Source organism: Clostridium sp. FP1 (assembly GCF_011065975.2).
In the GTDB taxonomy this organism is placed as follows: domain Bacteria; phylum Bacillota; class Clostridia; order Clostridiales; family Clostridiaceae; genus Clostridium_AD; species Clostridium_AD tagluense.
Genome location: NZ_JAAMNJ020000001.1, coordinates 3,829,503 through 3,850,935 on the forward strand (window position 1 = coordinate 3,829,503; position 21,433 = coordinate 3,850,935).

Annotated in this window: 14 protein-coding genes; 1 reads left to right on the forward strand and 13 read right to left on the reverse strand. The window is 30.7% G+C overall.

What is annotated here, in order from left to right; all coding sequences use genetic code 11:
- Window positions 1-24: 24 nt before the first annotated feature.
- Both G9F70_RS18635 and G9F70_RS18640 read right to left on the reverse strand, forming a co-directional pair.
- Entirely contained in the window at window positions 25-591 is a 567-nt protein-coding gene (locus G9F70_RS18635; RefSeq protein WP_164947408.1) for an OB-fold protein, read from the reverse strand.
- 367 nt (window positions 592-958) lie between these two features.
- Window positions 959-2,281, reverse strand: coding sequence for an IS1380 family transposase (locus G9F70_RS18640; RefSeq protein WP_224617782.1), 1,323 nt, complete (start codon window positions 2,279-2,281; stop codon window positions 959-961).
- Window positions 2,282-2,914: 633 nt separating this feature from the next.
- Here G9F70_RS18640 and G9F70_RS18645 point away from each other — a divergent pair.
- Entirely contained in the window at window positions 2,915-5,638 is a 2,724-nt protein-coding gene (locus G9F70_RS18645; RefSeq protein WP_164948036.1) for an ATP-binding protein, read from the forward strand.
- Window positions 5,639-5,822: 184 nt separating this feature from the next.
- On the opposite strand, the gene G9F70_RS18650 is transcribed toward G9F70_RS18645, so the two are convergent.
- The 11 genes from G9F70_RS18650 to G9F70_RS18700 form a co-directional block, all read right to left on the reverse strand.
- The gene (locus G9F70_RS18650; RefSeq protein ID WP_318011019.1) at window positions 5,823-6,788 is read right to left on the reverse strand and encodes an Rpn family recombination-promoting nuclease/putative transposase; all 966 of its coding nucleotides are present in this window, start codon (window positions 6,786-6,788) and stop codon (window positions 5,823-5,825) included.
- Window positions 6,789-6,791: 3 nt separating this feature from the next.
- Entirely contained in the window at window positions 6,792-7,481 is a 690-nt protein-coding gene (locus G9F70_RS18655; RefSeq protein ID WP_224617528.1) for a group II intron maturase-specific domain-containing protein, read from the reverse strand.
- A 160-nt stretch (window positions 7,482-7,641) separates the two neighbouring features.
- Entirely contained in the window at window positions 7,642-8,886 is a 1,245-nt protein-coding gene (gene ltrA / locus G9F70_RS18660) for a group II intron reverse transcriptase/maturase (protein WP_224617366.1), read from the reverse strand.
- A 507-nt stretch (window positions 8,887-9,393) separates the two neighbouring features.
- Entirely contained in the window at window positions 9,394-10,287 is an 894-nt protein-coding gene (locus tag G9F70_RS18665; protein ID WP_224617527.1) for a reverse transcriptase N-terminal domain-containing protein, read from the reverse strand.
- A gap of 965 nt (window positions 10,288-11,252) precedes the next feature.
- A complete protein-coding gene (locus G9F70_RS18670; RefSeq protein WP_164947022.1) occupies window positions 11,253-15,515 on the reverse strand; it encodes a VWA domain-containing protein in 4,263 nt (1,420 codons plus the stop codon).
- Window positions 15,516-15,559: 44 nt separating this feature from the next.
- Complete coding sequence (locus G9F70_RS18675; protein WP_164947021.1) at window positions 15,560-15,763, reverse strand: hypothetical protein; 204 nt, start codon at window positions 15,761-15,763, stop codon at window positions 15,560-15,562.
- A gap of 90 nt (window positions 15,764-15,853) precedes the next feature.
- Window positions 15,854-16,333: a type II secretion system protein gene (locus tag G9F70_RS18680; RefSeq protein WP_164947020.1), complete on the reverse strand. Its 480-nt coding sequence runs from the start codon at window positions 16,331-16,333 to the stop codon at window positions 15,854-15,856.
- Window positions 16,334-16,428: 95 nt separating this feature from the next.
- A complete protein-coding gene (locus G9F70_RS18685; protein ID WP_164947019.1) occupies window positions 16,429-18,726 on the reverse strand; it encodes a DUF2572 family protein in 2,298 nt (765 codons plus the stop codon).
- 67 nt (window positions 18,727-18,793) lie between these two features.
- Entirely contained in the window at window positions 18,794-19,555 is a 762-nt protein-coding gene (locus tag G9F70_RS18690) for a prepilin-type N-terminal cleavage/methylation domain-containing protein (RefSeq protein ID WP_164947018.1), read from the reverse strand.
- Window positions 19,556-19,569: 14 nt separating this feature from the next.
- Entirely contained in the window at window positions 19,570-20,874 is a 1,305-nt protein-coding gene (locus tag G9F70_RS18695) for a hypothetical protein (RefSeq protein ID WP_164947017.1), read from the reverse strand.
- Window positions 20,861-21,433 (reverse strand): PilN domain-containing protein, encoded by a 573-nt coding sequence (locus G9F70_RS18700; RefSeq protein WP_164947016.1) that lies wholly within the window; start codon window positions 21,431-21,433, stop codon window positions 20,861-20,863. Before G9F70_RS18700 ends, G9F70_RS18695 begins: the two co-directional genes overlap by 14 nt.

Consider the following 21,433-nt stretch of genomic DNA (forward strand, 5'->3'; position numbering starts at 1 on the left):
TATTAATTTATATTTTATTTTGGACTACTTTAGTATACAATCACCCATGCTAACACCCAATGATTTCCCATCAACAACTCCCTGTACCGTAACTGTATCACCCTTTTTTAAATTACCTATTTTATCAATATCAGCTTGTTCTTTAAAGGAACACAGAATACCTAAATCAAAGTCTGCTCCTGTTGAAAGATTAAGAGTAGTGTTTCCCAAAACAACAGAGATATCTGTTATCTTGCCACTAGTTTCAACTGTTTTACCTTTGTATGTTTTATCTGCCTTTACTTCATTTTCTTCATAAGCTTTTCCTAGAACAGTAGTCGTAACCTTTAACACTTCTACCTTTTTTTCTGCTGGCTTCTCTGTAGTCTTAGCTGGAGTGGTTGAAGTAGTTTTAGCTGGAGCAGTGGTAGCAGTATCTTTACCTCCACCCACTGCAGAACCTATACCACCTACTATTACAAGTGCCAATACAACAGTTAATACTTTATGCTTCTGAAAAAAGTTTCTTTGGTCTTTACCACAGTGAACACATTTACTTGCCCCTTTAGCTATCTCTTTATTACAAGCTTTACAATTTACCATTTTACTCATAAATAATCCCCCTCTTACTTTTAATTTTCAATTCAATATATCATATTTTTTCATTCAATTCAATATATTCCCATTTAATATATCTGAAAAAATTATTTTTATCATTATTATTTTGCCCTTTAGATTTTTATGCTAATAACCCGGATTATTCATGAACTTAAATTTTATGGGTTTAATTTTAAAAACACATAGAATTTGAGTTTTATTATTTATTTTCATTACAAAAATCGCGTTTCCTGGATAGAAATCACATAAAATATGATTATACATATATTTACATTTTAAAAAGTATACACTTCACCAATTTGTTTTAATCATATTATTTAAATTATTAAGTTTTGCAAATGAATTATTAAATCAAATGAACCTATATAGGTATGTAGAAAATTCTATTTAATATATTAAAAAATACTTCTTTGTAAGGGCAACTGCTGCATAATTTAAACTTTAGATATCTTCCACCTTTCACTATTTTTGCTGCAATCTTTATTAATTTTGTGCGAATAGTTTCAATTGTCATATTTTTCATTGGTGTTTTATCTAAGCATAGATTTCGAAACCAATTGTTAAAATTATATGCAAGCACCATTTCTTGAAGCTTATTAGCATTAGCTATAAAAGTAGTACTGCTCATTTTATCAAAAGATAATCCGAGTTTACCTTCTTTTATAAAGTTTTCCATAGTACCTCTGTTGCAATAGAATTTAACCACGGATTCTGGAGGTAATGTCATATTTGTAACAATGAACGTATAGTTATAGCACATTTGATCTTCTGGCTTTTCTATTTTTACAACCACCCTACGCTCTTTTTCCCAACTTGATGCTTTATATTTAAATTCTCCATAAACAACATGGTATGAGCAAAAGTCTCTTTTGCACAATTTAGACATTTCATTAGCAAATTCACATGCTGATTTGTATAATGTAGAGTTAACCTTTAATCTTATTGCATAAAGTGTGTCAAGTTGTTCGGAAATTTTATATAACTCAGGAGTAGCAAATCCACTATCGCCTCTTATAACCTTTGTAGTATTAGGATATTTATTCACATATCTTTTAAGCACAGGACCTATAAATCTTACTGCTTGCCTTGAAGTATAGACATTTCCTGACCTAAGCTCCGCTTTAATTAAATCACCTGTCAGCCCATCAAACATTAATAGTGGATGATATCCATTTGAACCATAGTGAGAGTTATAATCTGAACCATATTGATCACCATAGGTTTGAAAATTCGTAGAATCTATATCAAAAATAATATGCTCTGGCATTCTAACTGAATAAATTTTATCTTGTAGCGTTTCATTAATATATTCATGGCTTTTTAATGTTTCAACAGTAACCCTTTTATTAAACCTAGAAATTGTTGGTTGAGAGGCTAATGATTCTTTACCAAGTATATTGGTAAAAGTAGGATCGTGTCTAAGTTCATCGGCATTATCATCAGTATCATAACCTGCGATTCGTTGATATATTCTTTGAATCGCAATGTCTTCATTTTTATGTGTTCTAGCGTCAGCTGAGCTATCTATAATACAAATATTTTCTTTGATTGTTTTACTAAAGCCGATTTTTTCATCAAATTCTTTATATAATAAAAGCCCTGCATCTGATGTTAAATTTCCACCTTCAAAATCTATTTTAATTTTTTTGTTGAATTCTAATGATTTTTCATTTACACTATTCATTGTAAGAAGTCTCTCCTTTGTTTTTGTGTTTTGTTTTGTCAACTTAAACATAACAAATTTGAGGCTTTTTGCATATACTTTTTTATCACTTTTTTCATGAAAAATTAAAAGTTTATAGAATACAGTGTTTTAGCTATGTAAGTCATAGCTTTTTAGTGTTGCATGAATAATCCGGGAATAAGATTTTATAAAATTACCTCCACACATTTTTTTTATACTTATTAACTAAAATATCAATAGATTGATATTTTTTATTTATGTGGTGCTTAATTTCAATTTCTTTAGACTCTCCAGGTTGTATCTTTCTATCCGACTTAGTAAAATCGGAAAAATTTCAATTAAAAGCATGTGACTTTCCTTCTGAAATGTCGTTAAATCAAATAAAATAAGGATGTAATAATATGAGAAATATGCTATAATTTTTTAAACAGTTATGTCGAAATTCTAAGAAATTTCGAATTACTTAATAGAATTTATCTCTTTTGCTTTTATTTTCACAAAATTATATTCTTAAATTTTTACATAAATGACAATATAAAATAAAAATCGAGCACATTATAAATCTATTTGTATTGTGCTTAGTTTATCACCATGAAGTTTATACAAATATGCATTGAAAAATTGGGGTGTACCATGGAAAATACTATTAATAACATAATAATAGAACCATCTTTATATTCATGTGATAACATTATAATAGAGATTAATAAAGAATTTATTGATTTTACAGGCTTTACAATGAATGAATTATTAGGCAAATCACTTGTAGAACTAGGCGCAATTCTAAAAATCAACTCCCAAATACTTCTTCAAAATATTAGTAGTAAGTATTCAGGGTATATATTCACAAAATCACTTTCTGCAAGAGAAGTAAATATATCACTTTCTCATAACATGGTCACAAATAAAAAAATGTATACCTTTGTTGAAAAAACAAATTCCAGACTTAGTGACAAGCTTATTTTTGTAGAACACTCATTTATAGATAATATATCCGGTGTAGCCGTTTACAGTATACCTGATTTGATATTGCTTAAAACAAATCAAAAGTATCTTGAGTTTATGGCTTCGCCTTTTAATAAAGAGGAAAATAGTCTAGGTAGCCCTATTAACGAAATTATAGCTGGATTTATAGGAAGCCCATCTGAAGACATTTGGAATACTGTTGTTGAAACACAGAAGCCTAGTTATACAAAAGAATTTGAATTTACTGATCCTATAAAAGGTATAACTTATTGGGATTTTACCAAAATACCTATATTTGAAAATGGAAATATAAAATACATTTATGAAATTTCTATTGAGATTACTGAAAAGATTTTTAAAAACAGGAGTATACATAATCAAAGCAAGATGATAGAGCAGCAAAAGGAGCAGTTAGAAGATCAAAATACACGGCTAATTAATATAATTGAAAATTTATCTGAGGGAATAATGATTGCGGATAATAAAGGTAAAATTATAATGACAAACCTAGAAGCCCAACGGTTATTTTATCAATCAGACAAAGTAATTGATTTAGGTGAAGCTCTTAAAAACGCTAAAGCATTTGATATGAAAGGAAATGAGATACCATTTAAAAATTTCCCTTCAATTAGAGCGTTAAATGGTGAAATAGTAAAAAATGCTAAAATATTCGTAAGCCATCCTAATAAAGAGTATTTTGAGGAAATTAGCTCAATCCCAATTTATAATACCAATGGCGATTTAACTATGGCAGTATCCTGTTTCCATGATATTACTGAAACAATTGAGCAATCTAAAAAAATCGAAGAACAGAAAAATCTATTAGAAGCTATCATAGAAAATATAGTTGACAGTATTACTATTTTTGATAATAAAGGACAACATATACTACTTAATAAATCAGCAAGGGAACTGTATTTCCCTTCATCTGAATACACAGGCAAAATTGGTGATGAGTGTAACCAATCTGAGTTTTATAATATTCATGGAGATAAAATTGATTTAGAAAATATTCCAGCACGTGTTATAAGTGGTGAAAAATTCAAAAATATGAGACTAACAGTAAAATCTCCTAATAAAACATTAGAAATAGATGTTAGTGGTACACCTATTTATGACAATGAAGGTAAATTTACTTTAGGGGTGCTTTGCAGCCGTGACATGACCGACTATTTTAAGCATGAGGAGGCTATAAGAAACCGAAATGAATTCTTAAACAGAATTATAGATACTTTGGGTTTACCTGTTATTAGATTATCATGTCCCGATTTAAAAATCGTTGATATTAATAAAAAAGCATTTAGTTTTATTAAATTGTTGCTACCTAATGTGCAATCAATCAATCAAATAAAAAATGATATGACTTCCAATTTATTTGAATTATTAAATACAAGTGAATATTGCCTGTGTATTAGTGATATGTTAAAAGATAAGAAAACTAAGTTTTTGAATAAACAAAGTTATTTTGTAAATGAAAATGAAATTTATTGGAATGTTATCTTTGAACCACTCCTTGATGTAAATGGAGGAATTGAGGAAATATTAATTTTAATAATAGATGTTACTAATGAAATAAAATCTAATATAGTCATGGAAAAAGCATTAAAATCACAAGGAGAACTTCTTGTAAACATATCCCATGAACTTAAAACACCCCTAAATGTTATATTTGCAACAGCTCAGTTATTTAATATGTATTGCGAAAGTGGATCCCTTGACGATAAAAAAAATTCCATTGTTAAATATATAGACTCTATCAAGCAAAATTCCTATAGATTATCTAAAATTATTAACAACATAGTTGATTTATCAAAAATTGAAGCAGGCTTCTACAAATTGAACCTATCTAATAACAATATAGTCGAAGTTGTAGAGGAAATAGTAATGTCTGTAACTACTTTTACTGACAGTAAAGATTTAAATATTATTTTTGATACAGATGTAGAAGAAAAAATCATTGCCTGTGACACAGAAAAGATAGAGAGAATAGTATTAAATCTTATATCAAATGCCATAAAATTTTCAGATAAAGGTGATGAAATACTTGTAGATATTAAGGATAAGAATGAATTTGTTGAAATATCAGTAAAGGATAATGGCGTAGGCATCGAGCCTGAATACTTGGATATGATATTTGATAGATTTAATCAGGTAGATAAATCTCTATCAAGAAATGCAGAAGGTACAGGTATTGGCTTAAGTTTAGTTAAGTCCATTGTAGAATTACATGGTGGTAGTATAAATGTTGAAAGTGAATTTGGAAAAGGAAGTAAGTTTACAGTTATTATTCCTTCAGCAAAGGTGCTTCATGAAAATAATATATACAGTAGCAAAGTAAAAAACGGAAATGAAAGTATAAAAGTGGAACTTTCAGATGTTTATTCTTCATAATAATTCCATAGAAAAAGGCACCTGAGGTAAGCAGATGCCTTTTTCTATATACGAATATTATATTCCAGTACTCGCTATGATATTTGGTTTTTAAATTTACATTTTTCGATATAAAGCACAATATAACAGGTAACATAGTGATGCTAACGTTGCCAGTACAAATTTGCTACAGCACAAAGGAGTTCTAATTTAATTTCCTCTTAATATTTTCAACTTCTCCAACACTTAATCCAGTTCCCTTAGCAACCATATCAACGGCTAATCCCATTAACAAAAAATTCTTAGCATTTTTTATTGTTGCTTCTTTTAATCCTTCTTTTAATCCTTCTTCCAACCCTTCTTTTAATCCTTGTTCTCTTGCACTTTTTAATCTTGTCATTTGATCATGAAGTTCTGCCTCCCTTGATTCATAAGCAGCTCTTGCCTTATCATCTTTACTTATAACCTCAAGAATATTATAGGCTTTTCTTATTTTTTCATTTTTCTCAGCTAACATCAAAAACGCCTCCTTATTTCTTGCTTGCAAAAACATCATCCATTGAACTACTGGTTCATCTTCATCTTTAGGAACATTATCATCAAATAACTTTGGTAGCTCCAGATAATGAATCTCTAATACATCAGTTAATTTTTCATTAGTTTCATCTTCTGTTATATGAAAGCTTGTATGAAGCTTATTTATATCTATACACTTAAAATCAACTATATTTATAGTAATACATTTTTCAAGCTTATCATAAGTATCTCCTGATTTTATCTGCCCATTGTACATCTTACTCCAATAAAACAAAGTTCTTTCGGCCATATACGCTGTATATAAAACCTGAATTTCTATATCTATATGCTCACCATTTTTGGTTTTAGCTCTAACATCTAATATACCTTTTCTATCCTCTGCAAACTCTCTTAATAATTCTGTATTAATGAGTTCTATTTCTTCTAATTCATCCTGTGGCATTTTGAGTATTGCATTTAATAATTCTATTAATAAATCTTTATTCTTTTCATCTCCAAATAATAATTTGCTGACTAGGTAGGTGGAATTACTTCCACTTTCCCGTCTAAGAACCGTACTTGAAAGTTTCCCTTCATACGGCTCAAGCCCCTGAAAGCATTCTTTAGCATGAAAATGCCGGTTTCTATTAATAATTGGTCAATTGGTTAAAGTACAAGCCCTATGTGCTAATAATACTTTATCCTTTTGTTTATTTCCAATAGGATTATTATTATTATTATATGTTATACTTCTTTCTTCAGCAGTGTCCATTGATAATCCACATATAGTACATTTTCCATTCTGTTTTACCCATAATTTTTTAAATATTCCGGTTAGCTTCTTTGCTCCCAATTTGTACTTTCGCTCTTCAAAATATTGAGTATCAGTATATGGATTTTTATTAAGCTTTAGTGGTATATGTCTGATTATTTTCTTATCACTCATTAAAATCAGCTTCTTATTATCCTTGAATACCCAATTTCTAGCACCGTGTACTTTCCAGTATTTTGATTTTATCCATCTTTTGCCTTTGTTAGGATGTCTCCTTTTTGCCCATTTCCATAGCATTTGAAATGTAATATGGTCTATCTTTTGAAATATATCATTTGATACAGCACATTGATGGTAATTACTCCATCCAGTTATTATTTGATTTAACTTTATTATTAATATATCCTGTTCTACTGATTTATTCCCCTTTATAATCGCACTAATTTTACTTATTACCCTTTTAATTGATTTTTGAGATGGCTTAATCAGCAACTTACCTTTATATTTCTTTATATTCCATCCAATAAAATCAAAGCCTTCATCTATATGAGTTATTATTGTCTTTTCATCTGACAATTCTAGCCCTCTTTGGATTAAAAAACTTTTTATTATTTCTTTTGCTTTTATAGCAGTTTCACTGTCGGGAGCTGTAACAATAAAGTAAGTAAACCAAGGGAACTTCCCCCTTAGTTTCTCTCAGAACCGTACGTGAACCTCTCGGCTCATACGGCTCCCATTATTCGGCTGTTGGTAATATTCCCATTTTCCAGTGTGCAAACAAATTTCTATCTCTTTTCGCAATACATCCTAACCAATATTCTGCTCTTCGTCTGTGTTTTCTTTTCTTATACTTTCTTCGAACCCATTTGACTAAAGCATTATTGATATACCTTAATACTGCATACATTTCTGTTTTATAGAAATGTGTATAATAGTTTATCCAACCCTGTATCTTTTTGTTAAACATATTTGATATATCCCACAAATTTTTGTCTACCTTCAACTGTACTCTCCAACTTCTAACTTCTTTTCGGATTGATTTCTTTGCCTTGTCTGCTATCGCTGGTAAGAAACTTGTAAAATACTTTTCGTATTTACTCTTAGCACCTCTAGGCTTAAATGTATATCCTAGAAAATCAAATGATATATTTGGATAATCTCCCTTTCTATCATCATCTTTACAGTATACAATCTTTGTTTTATCAAGGTTCAGCTGTAATCCGTATTCTTCGAATCTTTCTTGCAAGCGTCTTTGTAGATATTTAGCCTGTTTTAGGGATACACAGTGTGTTACTGCATCATCTGCGTATCTTGCCCACGGAATTGTTTTGAATTCTTTTGTTATAAAGTCATCAAATACATAGTGTAGAAACAGATTCGCAAGTACCGAACTAATGACACCCCCTTGCGGGGTACCGGAAATTCTTGGAACTAATTCTCCATTTTCCATTTGAAATGGTGCAGTTAACCACCTTTGAATATATAGAATAATCCATTCTTCATTTGTATGTTTCTTTACCATTTTCATTAGAATGTCATGTCTGATATTATCGAATAGTCCCCTTATATCGAATTCAAGAACCCAATCTTTTCTCCAACACCTTTTTCTTGTGATTTCAACTGCTTGTATTGAAGATTTATTAGGTCTATATCCGTAAGAATCCTCATAAAACATAGTCTCCACTTCCGGCTCAAAATATAGTTTAACTACCGTCTGAGCAATTCTATCTTCAATAGTAGGTATTCCTAGTAATCTAGTCCCTCCACTTTTCTTTGGAATTGCCACAGCTCTTACAGGTTGGGGTATGTAACTTCCTGATGACATCCTATTCCAAACTTTGTATAAATTATTTTTCAAATTCTTTTCAAAATCTTCGATTGACTGTTCATCAACTCCATACGTTCCTTTGTTTGCTTTAACTTTCTCATAAGCTGTAACTACAGCTCTTTTAGAAATATTAAACGGCTTTGTTTCTGTCATAAGTTCCTCCTCCTTTTCAAAGTTGACTTATTTCTGAAACTGAATAACTCGAAGTCCTTCGCTCCACTTCCATTGCAGAAGTTTCTTCACTACTACGACTCAATCTGCCCCTATGCTTGCATCGATACTCTTTTCTCACAGTTCTTCTGCTTGAAATACTCTCTTAACATCAAGCCGTAGGTTCCCACGTTCCATACAAATGCCTGTACTAAATTCATGCCACCTTTATGCCGCCCACCGCCTAGCCAGTAAACAGGTTTCCTCTAGGCTTATCCCAAGTTAACGATCACCCCCTGGTTTTGATGGAATCTCTACGCTTTCGACATTTTCGTAAGTGGTTCACATGCTCATTCATCTCTTTAGTACATACTTGACAGATTACCTCTGCCTTTTCCTTAACGCTCAATACCATAACTTTTGATTACAGCACCTTAAGGTAGTTTGAAATCTCCACCTGCATGGCGATTTCGGAGGGCCCTCCTCCATCATCTGTATAGCATAGCTATATTAAGCCACTCGTGCGAGTTGCTTAATACGCTTTCGTGGCGCACAGTCATCCGCATAGCGGATTAGATTAACCTTGGGTCTTTCATTATTTCGGATTTTTGTACTTCTTTTAAATGTGCTTTTCAATAATTCGTCTATACCATCAAGAGTAAAATTAGCTAAACAAGGACTAATTGGAGAACCTTGTGCGGTTCCGCTTTTTGTAGAGAATAGTTTCCCCTTATATACATATCCAGATTTAATAAGCTTATTTAATACATTAGTATCCATAGGAGAGTTATCTGTTAGCCATTTATGTGATATATTATTAAAACAGCCTTTGATGTCTCCTTCTAGAACCCATGTTGGGGATGACTTGCGACTAAAGTTTATAAATATTTGTGACATAGCGTCTACACAACTTCTGTTTTTTCGAAATCCAAATGATGTTTTGTCACTCATGCTTTCTACAACAGGATCCAATCCCATCATATATAATGTTTGCATAGCTCTATCATGCATTGTAGCTATTCCAAGCGGTCTCAATTTCCCATTTTGTTTTCGTATATTTACTCTTTTTAATGGTTTAGGTTTATAGTTCTTACTGTTAAGCAACTTTACTGCTTCACATTTTTTCTTTGCTGAATTCCAGAGTATATTATCTATGCCCGGTGTTTTCTTACCTTTGTTTGTTGTTATACGTTTTACTGACATTAGTTTAGCATAGTGGGAATGAACCAGCATTCGCTGTAATTCTTTTACAAGTTTCCAATTTTTATTAATAGTCGCCTTTACAATCCTAGCTTGAATCTTATTAACGAATTTTTCAATGTTTTTCCAATCAATGCTTTTCCAATAAAAGCTTGCTTGTTTTTCGTCTAAGTTTGCAGTCTGTTTAATTAACAGTATACACATCTCCCTTATTCGTAAGATTCATTCCTTTAATGTAATCAAGCACCATAGTATAAGTCAGCATCCTTTCGGATCACTCCAAATATTGAAGAGTTATACCTTCCATTACAGAAGATCTTTCGCTTTTTATACTTTCCTATACCCTCTACTTCCCATAAAAAAAGGGCCTGTATAGGGCTTACCGAGTTCCAGTTTAAAACCAATTCAATGTGCCTTAGAACCTGTCTATAGCCCGGAGATACTGACCATCTTGCATACTGCATTTTCAGACATTATGCCCTTATCTCTCACCTTTTTTGTCCAAGCGTGTCAACCTTTTTTCGCTTGTTTGACTTAACGAGCCTTGCAACAGTTTGTTTATCCTGTTCATAACACATCATTTATGCTTGCAGTAGATAGGATAAGGTTTCCCATTTTTCCCGCTTTGTCCCAACAGCTTAGTACATTTCTGTTGCCAAAAATGCACCTGTGGTAGCATTACCCCAAATGGTAGGGATAGCCCAAAAGTTTAGTTAATACTTAGGCAGCTTTTAAACCGACCTCTCGTCACAGAAAAGCAAAATCATTCTTAGGTGACATTATAAACCCATCATTTAAAACTTCTCTTGTTACCACTTTAATCACCACACCTTAAATATATTTATATTTTTATTATATACCATATTGTGCTTTCCTTAAACAAAGAAATAGGCTAAATAGTAATTTAGCTATCTAAAACAGACCTTAATGAAATACTAGACACATTAGCAATGACTGAACCAGGAATAAGCATCAAAACATTTAATTGCTACATACATCTAATCTTAATCTAAAAGAGCTCCGATAAAATTTTATTTATCGAAGCCCTTTTATATATAGATACCCTGCTATGTCCTTCAGACCCTACTTTTTACAGCACACACTTTCCCTTAGCTTGTCATTGGTAATTTTTACACCCTTGGGATGATTTTTAAAAAAAGTTAGACTCGCTATTGTAAATCTGGTAACCTCACAACGTTAATTTTACAAGGACTTGCTACGCTGTTTCCTACTTTTATAAGATTAGTTAACTTGTGTCCAACAATTGCATTGGATTTTACAGTGCCTTTATACGCAAAGATAAAATGAGTTATATCACCCTCTATCGTAGGCATAGTAATGTTAAAACTACCAGTTTTACTTGTAACATCTATATTTGAAACACAAATTGGTTGACCATTTCCTATTATTTTATACAATTTCAAATCAGAAATTGTAAATTCATCATCAATTGCGATTTGTATGTTGGGACTTTTAATTGATGTTTTAAATTCTACTCCAAAGTTTCCACTAAAACCTTTTACTATTGCATACTCTGGTTTATCAGTAACTACACCATTTATAAACATTCCATGGTTTATAATAATAGTTGTATCTACTATTAAACTAACTTTGTTTGACTGCCCACTTACATTTCCTCCTACCTCTGTCTGTTTTGCTGTTATTTCATGCTCTCCATCTATTAATGCATTTGCTGGAACCAAGCTCCATTTACCATCAGGGGCTACCGTTGCTGTGCCTATAGGCTTTACATTATCATATACTGTTACTGTTGCTCCAACTTCTCCTGTTCCTGCAATCGTTGGTTTATTAATATTTGTAGTTGTCTTATCTATCGGAATTGTAATTACTGGCGGTAATAAGTCGCTTATAACTTTTAAGCTAAATTGCGGAAATTCCATTTGATCCTTCATGTTACCATTCAACTCTGTATAGGTAAGAATGGATTTTCCCAAATCACTTAAAACATAATTATCTTTCACAACCTTTGCTTTTAATGGAATTTGAATAATTACTGGTGATGCCCTATAAATCTGCTTTCCACTTACCGTTCTTAGTGTATAGTTTATAGACGAAGCGAGTTTTGCCTCAAGAGCCTTCATTATAACCTTCTTATAGTTCACAATACTATTTTGATTATTCACAGTAATGCTCTGTGTACTACTTTGACCATTTACAATAACTGCCGCATTTTTCGTTCCATCAATTTCTATATCCTGTGGATACACATCTGTTAATGTAATATCACCTAAAGAGATTGTATTCTTATAACTTCCATCGGTGTCCTTAAAACTATCTCTAACAGGTACATCATTTGGCTTAATTGTGTATTGCAAAGTAAATCCAGCCTTTAGTGGCGCTATATTTTTGCCACTAACAAGATTTTTGCTTAAAGTTAACCTATTTTCCACTATAAATGGTCCATAGAATCCTTCTCTTTGTATGTCTGTTCCCATTCCTGTTTGGTAAGCGATATAATAATTTCCTGGTGCTATTGGCAATTTAACCCCTGCATTTCCAGTAAATATATTTTCCGCATATTCTCCAGGTGCATTGCTTTTTGATGGATAAAACCAACCTGTTGGAACATTTTCACTATTGCTTCCCACTGCTCCATTCTTACTATATAGCATTCTAAATTCAGCTTCTCCACCCCAGTTGAAATATTCCAAATAAATCGGATAATATTGACCTGCTTTTAAATGAACTACTTCATGTGTGCTTCCAAAAGTAGATCCTTGCACTTTAAACATATTTGTAAATGCATTGGTTTGTCCATTTGCTGTAATATATCCCCTGCATCCATCATCAGAGACCGATCCAAATTCATAATCTCCCTCTTGGTCAACTTTAATATATCCCCAGAATTTTGATGCTTCTTTGTACTCTCCTCCAATATTTAAGTAACTCATGAAAGCAGAATTTGTATCCCACCTTTTATTTACTGTACTGTTTCCCACATTATAAGGTGCTACATCTTTCCAAGTTCCATATGCATCGACACTACTAGAAATGTCTGTAGTTTTATACGCTGTAGCATCAGAAGGATATTTAAACACTTTCTGCGGATCATTCCATCCTTTTTCATCGCTCATTGTCGCCATATGATTTACATCATAAGTTCTCCACTTTAGTTTTCCAGATTTATCTGCCTCTACATCTCCATTATAGGATTGATTCTGTAAATCAATCTTATTCCAATTCGCTGAAGGCATTGTTTGAGGGTTCGTACTTTGATTGATAAATTGATATTGAAAAAAATTCAATGCATTCCCTTTTACCGACATATTGGCATAAGCATCCCCACATAAATATGATGGATTTAAAAATTTATCCACTCTAGGGTTTGTATCTCCATTGAGTACACTATATTTCTCCCCCACATTTCCTGTGGAATCCGTTACCTGAATTCCAACCTCTGGAAGAATAGTTCCGTTCAATATCAAAGTATTAAAGTATTTTTTCACAGTTTGTCCTGCCGCTGTATAATTTACAAAGGAGGAATTGTTATCTCCTAAAATATAATTTCCAGTTCCATTCGCTTTATAAGTTACATCAAATGTAACAGGGTTCTGTGCTATATAAGATTTTTTATCTGGGCTCAATTTATAACATATATCATTTATTTTACCCTGTATCTGTGTTCCTACTTGTTTTAACCCATAAGGCAAAGTTTGTGAATCTACCATGGCTAAGTTAGTAGAAACAGTTTCTACAAAATCAGCACTAGCAATAATTTCAGAATCAATGGTTTTGTAAATTTTATTATACACTGCACTTACACTGGATTCATCTAATGCGGGATAATAAGACCCCTCCGCTGAAGTAGCTATTTGACTATTGTTCGTTGCAGCTCCAGTACCAAACCCTACTATAAAAGTATTCATTTTCATATCAGAATCAGCTATTTTTTTAGCTATTTTTTTAGCTATTATTTTTGCATACTCTAACCCTTCTGTATCAACTATTTGCCTTGCGCCATTATTCCATCCATACATATCATACATAATATTATAAGCAGCATAATATGGCGCATTCTCTTCACCTGTAGAATATTCCCAGTTATTTTTACAACTATAAGTATTTGCCTCTCCATCCGTCATAAGAAGGATGTACTTATCATGGTTGTTGTTTTGATTCAATAATGAATAATAAGCCTGCCTTAATCCATCGCCAGTATTTGTAAAGTTATCCATAGTCAAGTTTCCAATCTTAGTGTTTACATCACTCCTATTTCCAGAGTTCATGTTAGTAAATCTCAAACTCTGTGTTCCCACTTTGTTGTATTCCACTAAAGAAATATTAACATTCCCATTTCCATCAAACTTATTAACAAATTTTTTTGCAACATCTTGTATAATTTTTAATCTTGATTTCTCTCCATCGTAGTAAGGATCACGATCCGACCCCGGTATCCAATTCATACTTGTAGAAGTATCCATAACCAAAACAATATCTTTTTGCTTCTCCTCTGGTTGAAATTCCGTTACAGGAATAGGTTTTGGTGCAAGTAAATATTTTACAGTAAAAGTATTTCCATTTTGTATATTATTTGCATTTGTAGTTCTACTAATATCTAACAAATCCAATGTGGTTGGATTTGTTGGATTTGTTGGATTTGTAGATTTTTTATTAATTAAAAGCTTTACAAAGTCAATAGCAAATGCATCTCCAGTCGTATTCTGTTGTTTATCATCTATTTCTATAAACAGTTGCCCTTGATTTAGATTACTTAAAAATCTTTCTGGAATTTCCATCGTAACCAATTGTCCCTTATATCCCGTTTGATCCAACGAATTAATAAGTGCTTCAATTTCTGAAACTCGTTGCCCGTTTATTGTAAAAGTATATTGATTCTTTCCATTAGAAAGCTCCCCACTTTTTCTATCGGCATTTTTCGGTTGCAAATCACCTAAATACATTTGAAGTGTTGCATCTTTTATCACTATCTTTGAACCAGTCTGATAATTGGCTAAATCATAATACATATCTACACTATTTAATGTTGTACTGCTTCTAGGTGTATCTCTTGTAAATGCATCTCTCTGACTAATGCCCCAATCCTTCCTACCTGCATAGTCATAATCATAACCAGTTGGCAGCATAATTCTATCTGTAGGATTCGGTTCATCACTTGCCGCACTCGGAACTGCTATCATCCTTGTTTGATCTCCTGAAAAAGGATTAAAATTCGATGGCCATCCCCCTCCAAAATTGTCTATATCGCCCATTCTTATCATAAGTTCTGCCTCTGATGTGTTCATTTGGCGTGCTGTTTTAGCATTCCAATCCCCGTTCGCATTATCAGTTGTTGCAAAAGCAACCTTAGGAACCCCTGCAAATATGGTAACGATCATAACCATAACTAAAAAAATTCCAATTGATTTCATCTGTGTTTTTTTCTTTCTTTTAAAATTTTTGTTAAAGTTCATATTTCTCCCCCATATTCTAATCTTTATTTCTAAAGTTAACTTCATTAACAAATTTCTTTTTTTCGTTCTTTCCCTTTATAGAAATTAATTGTACTATCATCTAATGCAAACTTATATTTTTCTCCTCCAGCTTCTAATCTTTGTATTGATAGCGTTTTAATCGAAATCCCTTTTGATTCAGCCTTCTTTTCATTATCACCACTGTCTACAACTTCAATAACACTATATCCATCTATAATGCTATCCATCGTATAGTTAATTGTTTTCTCACACTGTGACTACAATTCTAAGTCCTTATTTACTGTATTTAAAAATCCACCACATACCTGTTTGCCTATTTAACTTACGTTTCTAAAATAGACTTTAGTCTTAATATTCTTCTTAATATCATTTTTTTCTAATTTAATTTCTATTTCAACACCAATAATTTTATCTCTTTGTTCAGTTTTATTATAGATAATATCCTCAATGTATTTAGCTATTTCAATCTTATCTGTATTATCTACTTGCAAATATAGTTTTTTGTTTTTTTTAGCATTATTTTCACCACTTAAAATAAATTCATACTCTATGTTTTCTTTAATAAACTTAATATTATTAGTTTTATTTTTTTCCATTTTACTACTTTGAATAGCTATATCACTTATTTTTTCAATAGCTTTTTCTGCTTCTGATTGAAGTTCTAGTTCAACTTGAGCTTTGTTTATAGCTTTGTAATCTGTTGAAAAAAAAGAGTAGATAACTGTAAGCGCTATAGATAAGATTGCTATGGAAATTACAAGTTCAATTAAAGTTATACCCTTTTTCTTATTATACACACTCACCTCTCCTATCCATATATTTATTTAATTACCACATTTGGAATATACTTATGTATCAATCTTATATATATTAGTTATAAAATTTATTCATTTTAATTTATTTTCCAATTTTTCAACTTAACTAAATCCTTGTTATTTATAAGTTTATCCTTATTAACATCTAATCCATAATTAGAATTTAATTTAATATCATAAACCGATTCATCATTGTCGTTATTATCATTTACAAATACACCTTCAAATACATTATAATAATTTTTAATCAAGTTTCTAACATTATCTTTATCATATTTTATATTTATAGTATTATCTTTACTACCAATGATTTTCAAATCACCTGAGACAATAATACTACCAGTAAAATCAATATTTCCTTTAATAGTTAAATCACCATTTACAATAATTATACCTTTTCTTACACTTGCATAGTCATTTGAATTAAAATCTAATTCGTAATTATTAAAATCTTTTTTAATATAGATTAAAGTTTCACCATTAGGTTTATCTTGATCTTTTAACTTATCAATATTTACTTTATAATTGTAAATTCCATTGATTGCTTCACCTTTTCCAAACGTATTATCAGGTGAGCGTGGATATACTTCATTTTTTGTTAATATGCCCATATTATTAACCATTCTATTAAATTCACTCTTTGCAGTTTTTAATTCTGTTTCTTCTATTGGAGTATTTTGGGGTATTATTTTCCCATCTGACACAACAGCTCCCGTTGCATTTACCCTTTTACCTAAAGTTATACCATTTAATTTTAATTGATTTTCACCTTTGTACTGTTCATAATAAGTTTTAAAGTATCTGCTCTTATAATCAGATGTTAAAGGCTGATTTCTTAGCTCACCTAAAGTGGCATCATCTTTAAATTTCCATACAAGAGTTAAAGGATCAAAATATTTGAAATCTACCTTTGCCATTTTTTTACCATCACCAATAAGTTTTTTTTCGTCAAAGGCACCTGTGTAAGCTATATAATTACCTTTTATGGCTATTGATTCTCCTGTCTTATATTCAGTAAGAAGATTAGAAATCGGATCTTTTATCCCCCCAATAAAACCTACTCCACTAATTATTGTCTGCCCCCCAATACTTAATTGCGAATTTTCATCTAAATTTCCTAAATCATCAGAATTTATAATTATTGCACTTGATTTATTAGATAATCCATCCTCCTCTTTATTAATCCAGCTTCCATCATCTATCCCATAAAAATTGCCTTTTATATGAATTTTACTTGCATTTGAATTTAGTTCTAAATCATCGCTAGTATATACTGTACCAGAATTATTAACTGTTAAAATTGAACCATTAGCTTCTAACCTTAATGTGTCATCATTTTTACCAACCTTTACATTCTTTCCATATATGCTTCCATTGACTGTACACGTCGTTTTCTTCGACAATAGAAAATCTTGGTTAGTCATTACATTGCCCAAAATATTAACTGTCGATCCTTGAGATTGAAAAATTATTCCATTATTTTTTATATGTTCACCTTTTTGTATATCTTCTTCGTCTTTACCTTTCACATAAATATCAGCTAATTTTGATTCTTCACCAACATTTAAATTTCCTTCTTCTACATACATATTCCCATCCACAGCAATAGCTTTTGACCACACCATATTAGGTATCTTTATTCTGTTAATATCTACAGAATAAATTTGTTTATACTCCGGCGTTATTATCTCATATTGGGCTGAAATAACTTTTTTCATACCATTTTTATTAATAAATGTAGACTCTAATTCCACATTTAATGTATGTTCTTTTTTTTCGTTTATCCCTAAGTCAATAAATTTCAAACTTCCTCCATTCTTCACTACTACCTTTGGATTTTTATCCTCTAATTTGTAATTATAAACTCCATTTAACACATATGGATTACTGTTTTCTTTAATTAGATTTTTTATTACATACTCATTAAAACTAATATTGAATTGTGCCTTTTGTTCTCTTACCAATGCGTCTGTATCAAAATCCCCATCATCTTTTACTTTAATATACTCGCTACCTGGATTTGATTTATCAAACTCTTCATCTATAAAAGATTCATCGCCGTTTAAAACTTTTTTCTTTTCATCTTCCCTCTTTTTCTCTTTCTTGATTTCCTTATCCATTTCTGTTTTTGTAAATATATCCACTTTTTCATTTCCATAATTTATAGCTTTTTCCACAACACTACTTATAATTTTATATGATTCATCTATCCCCGCTTCTGAAGCATATAAGATCTTTTTAACTTCGCCCTTAACAACTCTATATTTATAATTAGAAGCTGCTAAAGATATCAAAGCCATGCCCAAAATACTTAATACAGAAAATACAATAAGAATTAAAACTAACGCTGAACCTTTTTTTCTATATGATTTCAAATCATCACTTCCTTATCATATATGTTGTTAAAACACAAGATGGAATAACATTGCTAATCCATCAACTCTACTTAATTATTTTATATCCTTTTAATTCTTGCAAGACCTCAACTGCTGTTCCTTTTTTCTTCTCTACTTTTATATCAACTTCATATAAATCATAACTTTTCTTCTCAAGTTCAATTGGAGAACTAGTAAAATGTTCAATTTGACCAATAAAGTTATTTAAATTCAGAATCGACTTATCTTTAACAAAAAATATTTTTAGTTTTTTATCTTTACAATAATTAAAAACATTTACATCTAAATTAGAATCTGTTAAATTCACTTTTATCTTTATTTCATCATTCTTTTCCAATAAATTTAAAAATTTACAACCATTTAATGTAATCCCTTCATTGCACTGTAAAAGTTTAACATTTAATGTGTTATCAGTAATAAATTGATTTTCTTTTTGCAAAAAATCAATACCCTTACATCCACTAATGATACAACTATTAATCTTAACTACAGCATCCGCATCTTCATCTTTTACAGTTTCATACTCACTAACTGATTTATTCTCTATTTTCATAAATTTTGTTATGATTCCGTAACCATCTTTTTTAAATTCATCAAAATCTTTAATCTCTTCTTTACTGCAAAATTTGGCCTCCTCCATCCTTTTTTGTGCCAAGTTTAGTGCATTAAGCTTATCATCAGACTTTTTATTAATTTTCACACTAGTTAATGTTAACGATAAAATAGGACCGATGATTATTGCTAAAATAGCTAAACTTATAACCACTTCTATTAAGGTAAGACCCTTGCTACACTTTTTGACTTTCATAGGCTCTCCTCTTTTTAATTTCTAATAACCGAAATGTCACCTTTTTCTTTTAGTATATTTACTCTCGGTTTGTTTTTATCATCATCTAAAATATTTACAACAACACCTTTATCAGTATTATTTATAATTTTTATATTTGCTCCTGATAAATCTGACCCCATTCCTCTTTTTTGCGAAAAAATTTCTAGAATTACTTTTTCTCCATTAGGTACAAATTCAATAGAATTGCTAATTTCTTTAGGATATGTTTCTATACTTGTTTTATATTTATAAAAATATTTATTTCCTGTTTTTGTAAAATAAAATTCTACTGGTTCTATTCCTTCATTGTCTGCATAAATATATGATTGTCTTGATTCATCTTTTGCCTTTCCAATTCTTACAGTTGGCAAATCAGATGTTATAGGTTTTGTACTCATAACAAAGTCACTTTTTATTTCATTTTTTGCTTCTTTGTTTTCTTCTTTCTTTGTTATTATCTCATTGTTAACTTGTAATGAAGACGATAAACCAACAAAAGGATTCCCCTTCCCACTAGGTTCTTTATAATCCCACTTAAAATTATCATTACCATTAATCTTAGGTACACCATAAAACTCTAATATAAGATTTCCTGATACACCACTACCCTCACCTGCAGCTATGTTTATATTACTTACTATTATCTTTTTTTCATATTTCTCTACTTGCTTTATAAAACCTATAAGTTCATCATAGGTGCCTTTAAAATTAAGTGTAACTTGCATTTTATATGCACCAATAGATTTTGAATTATCAGCTTTTGTAATAGCTTTATCAGTATTTGTGGTATTTGGTTCTACCTTACTATCCTTTGTTTTTTCACTATTAACATCTTTTTTATTAGTACCATTAAAGCCACTTACCAACTTGTCCAATTCATTGACAGTATTTTTGTTTTTATCTCCAGCTTTTGCACTAGTAGCTTCAGTTTTCCCCGTACTTTCTTGCCTGTTTCCACTACTTACTTCTGAGAATCCTAATACATCTGCTTGTAGATTACTGTCTTTAATCATTTTATCTAAAACCATTATGATTTTTTCCTGCTCTATGGATGGAAACAGCATATCTGTTTTACTGAAGATTTTAGCATTTAAAATTTTATATTCTTCATTTTTTTTATCTTTTGATGCAATTTTTGCTTTAACCTGTTCCCATTTTTGTGAATATGTATCTCTACTAATTTTCAACTCAGTTATCTTTTGATTTTGTTTTGTATAAATAAATTTATAAAAACCATAACCTAACAACATTATTAATAAAACTCCTAGTAGCATTTGCTCCCTTCTAGTTACCTTCATTATTATCAACATCCTTTAAAGTACAATTTACACTAAAAGTTAAATTTTTATTTTCCTTAGATGATGCATTTATGCTAGCAATATGAACGTCTTTTACTACATCTAAATTTCTTAAAGTACGCTCAAATACTGCTATAGTTTCTCTATCTTTTCCTTCAGCTTGAAGTTGCATTCCGCTGGCATCAAAAGCCATGACTTTATAATACACACCTTCAGGAACGCAGGAATTTATTTTATTCATTAACTTACTACCTACAAAATCACTATTATTTATGCCATCACTAATATTAGATACTATGCCATAGTACTGGTTCATTACAGCTAATTTTTTTTCTTCATTTTCTATTTCTTTTAGCTTAACAAGATTATCTTTTAACCTTAAATTTTGCTGTATATCCACTATTTCTGAATTTAGCTTACTTATCTTAAAATAATTAAAAGCAAAAGCAAAAGTAATGAATAAGACTAAACCTATAGATAAAATAGCAACATAATAATATTCTTTTTTATAATCTCTTTTATGCCCTGTATAAGGAGCAAAAAAGTTAAAATCCTTCAT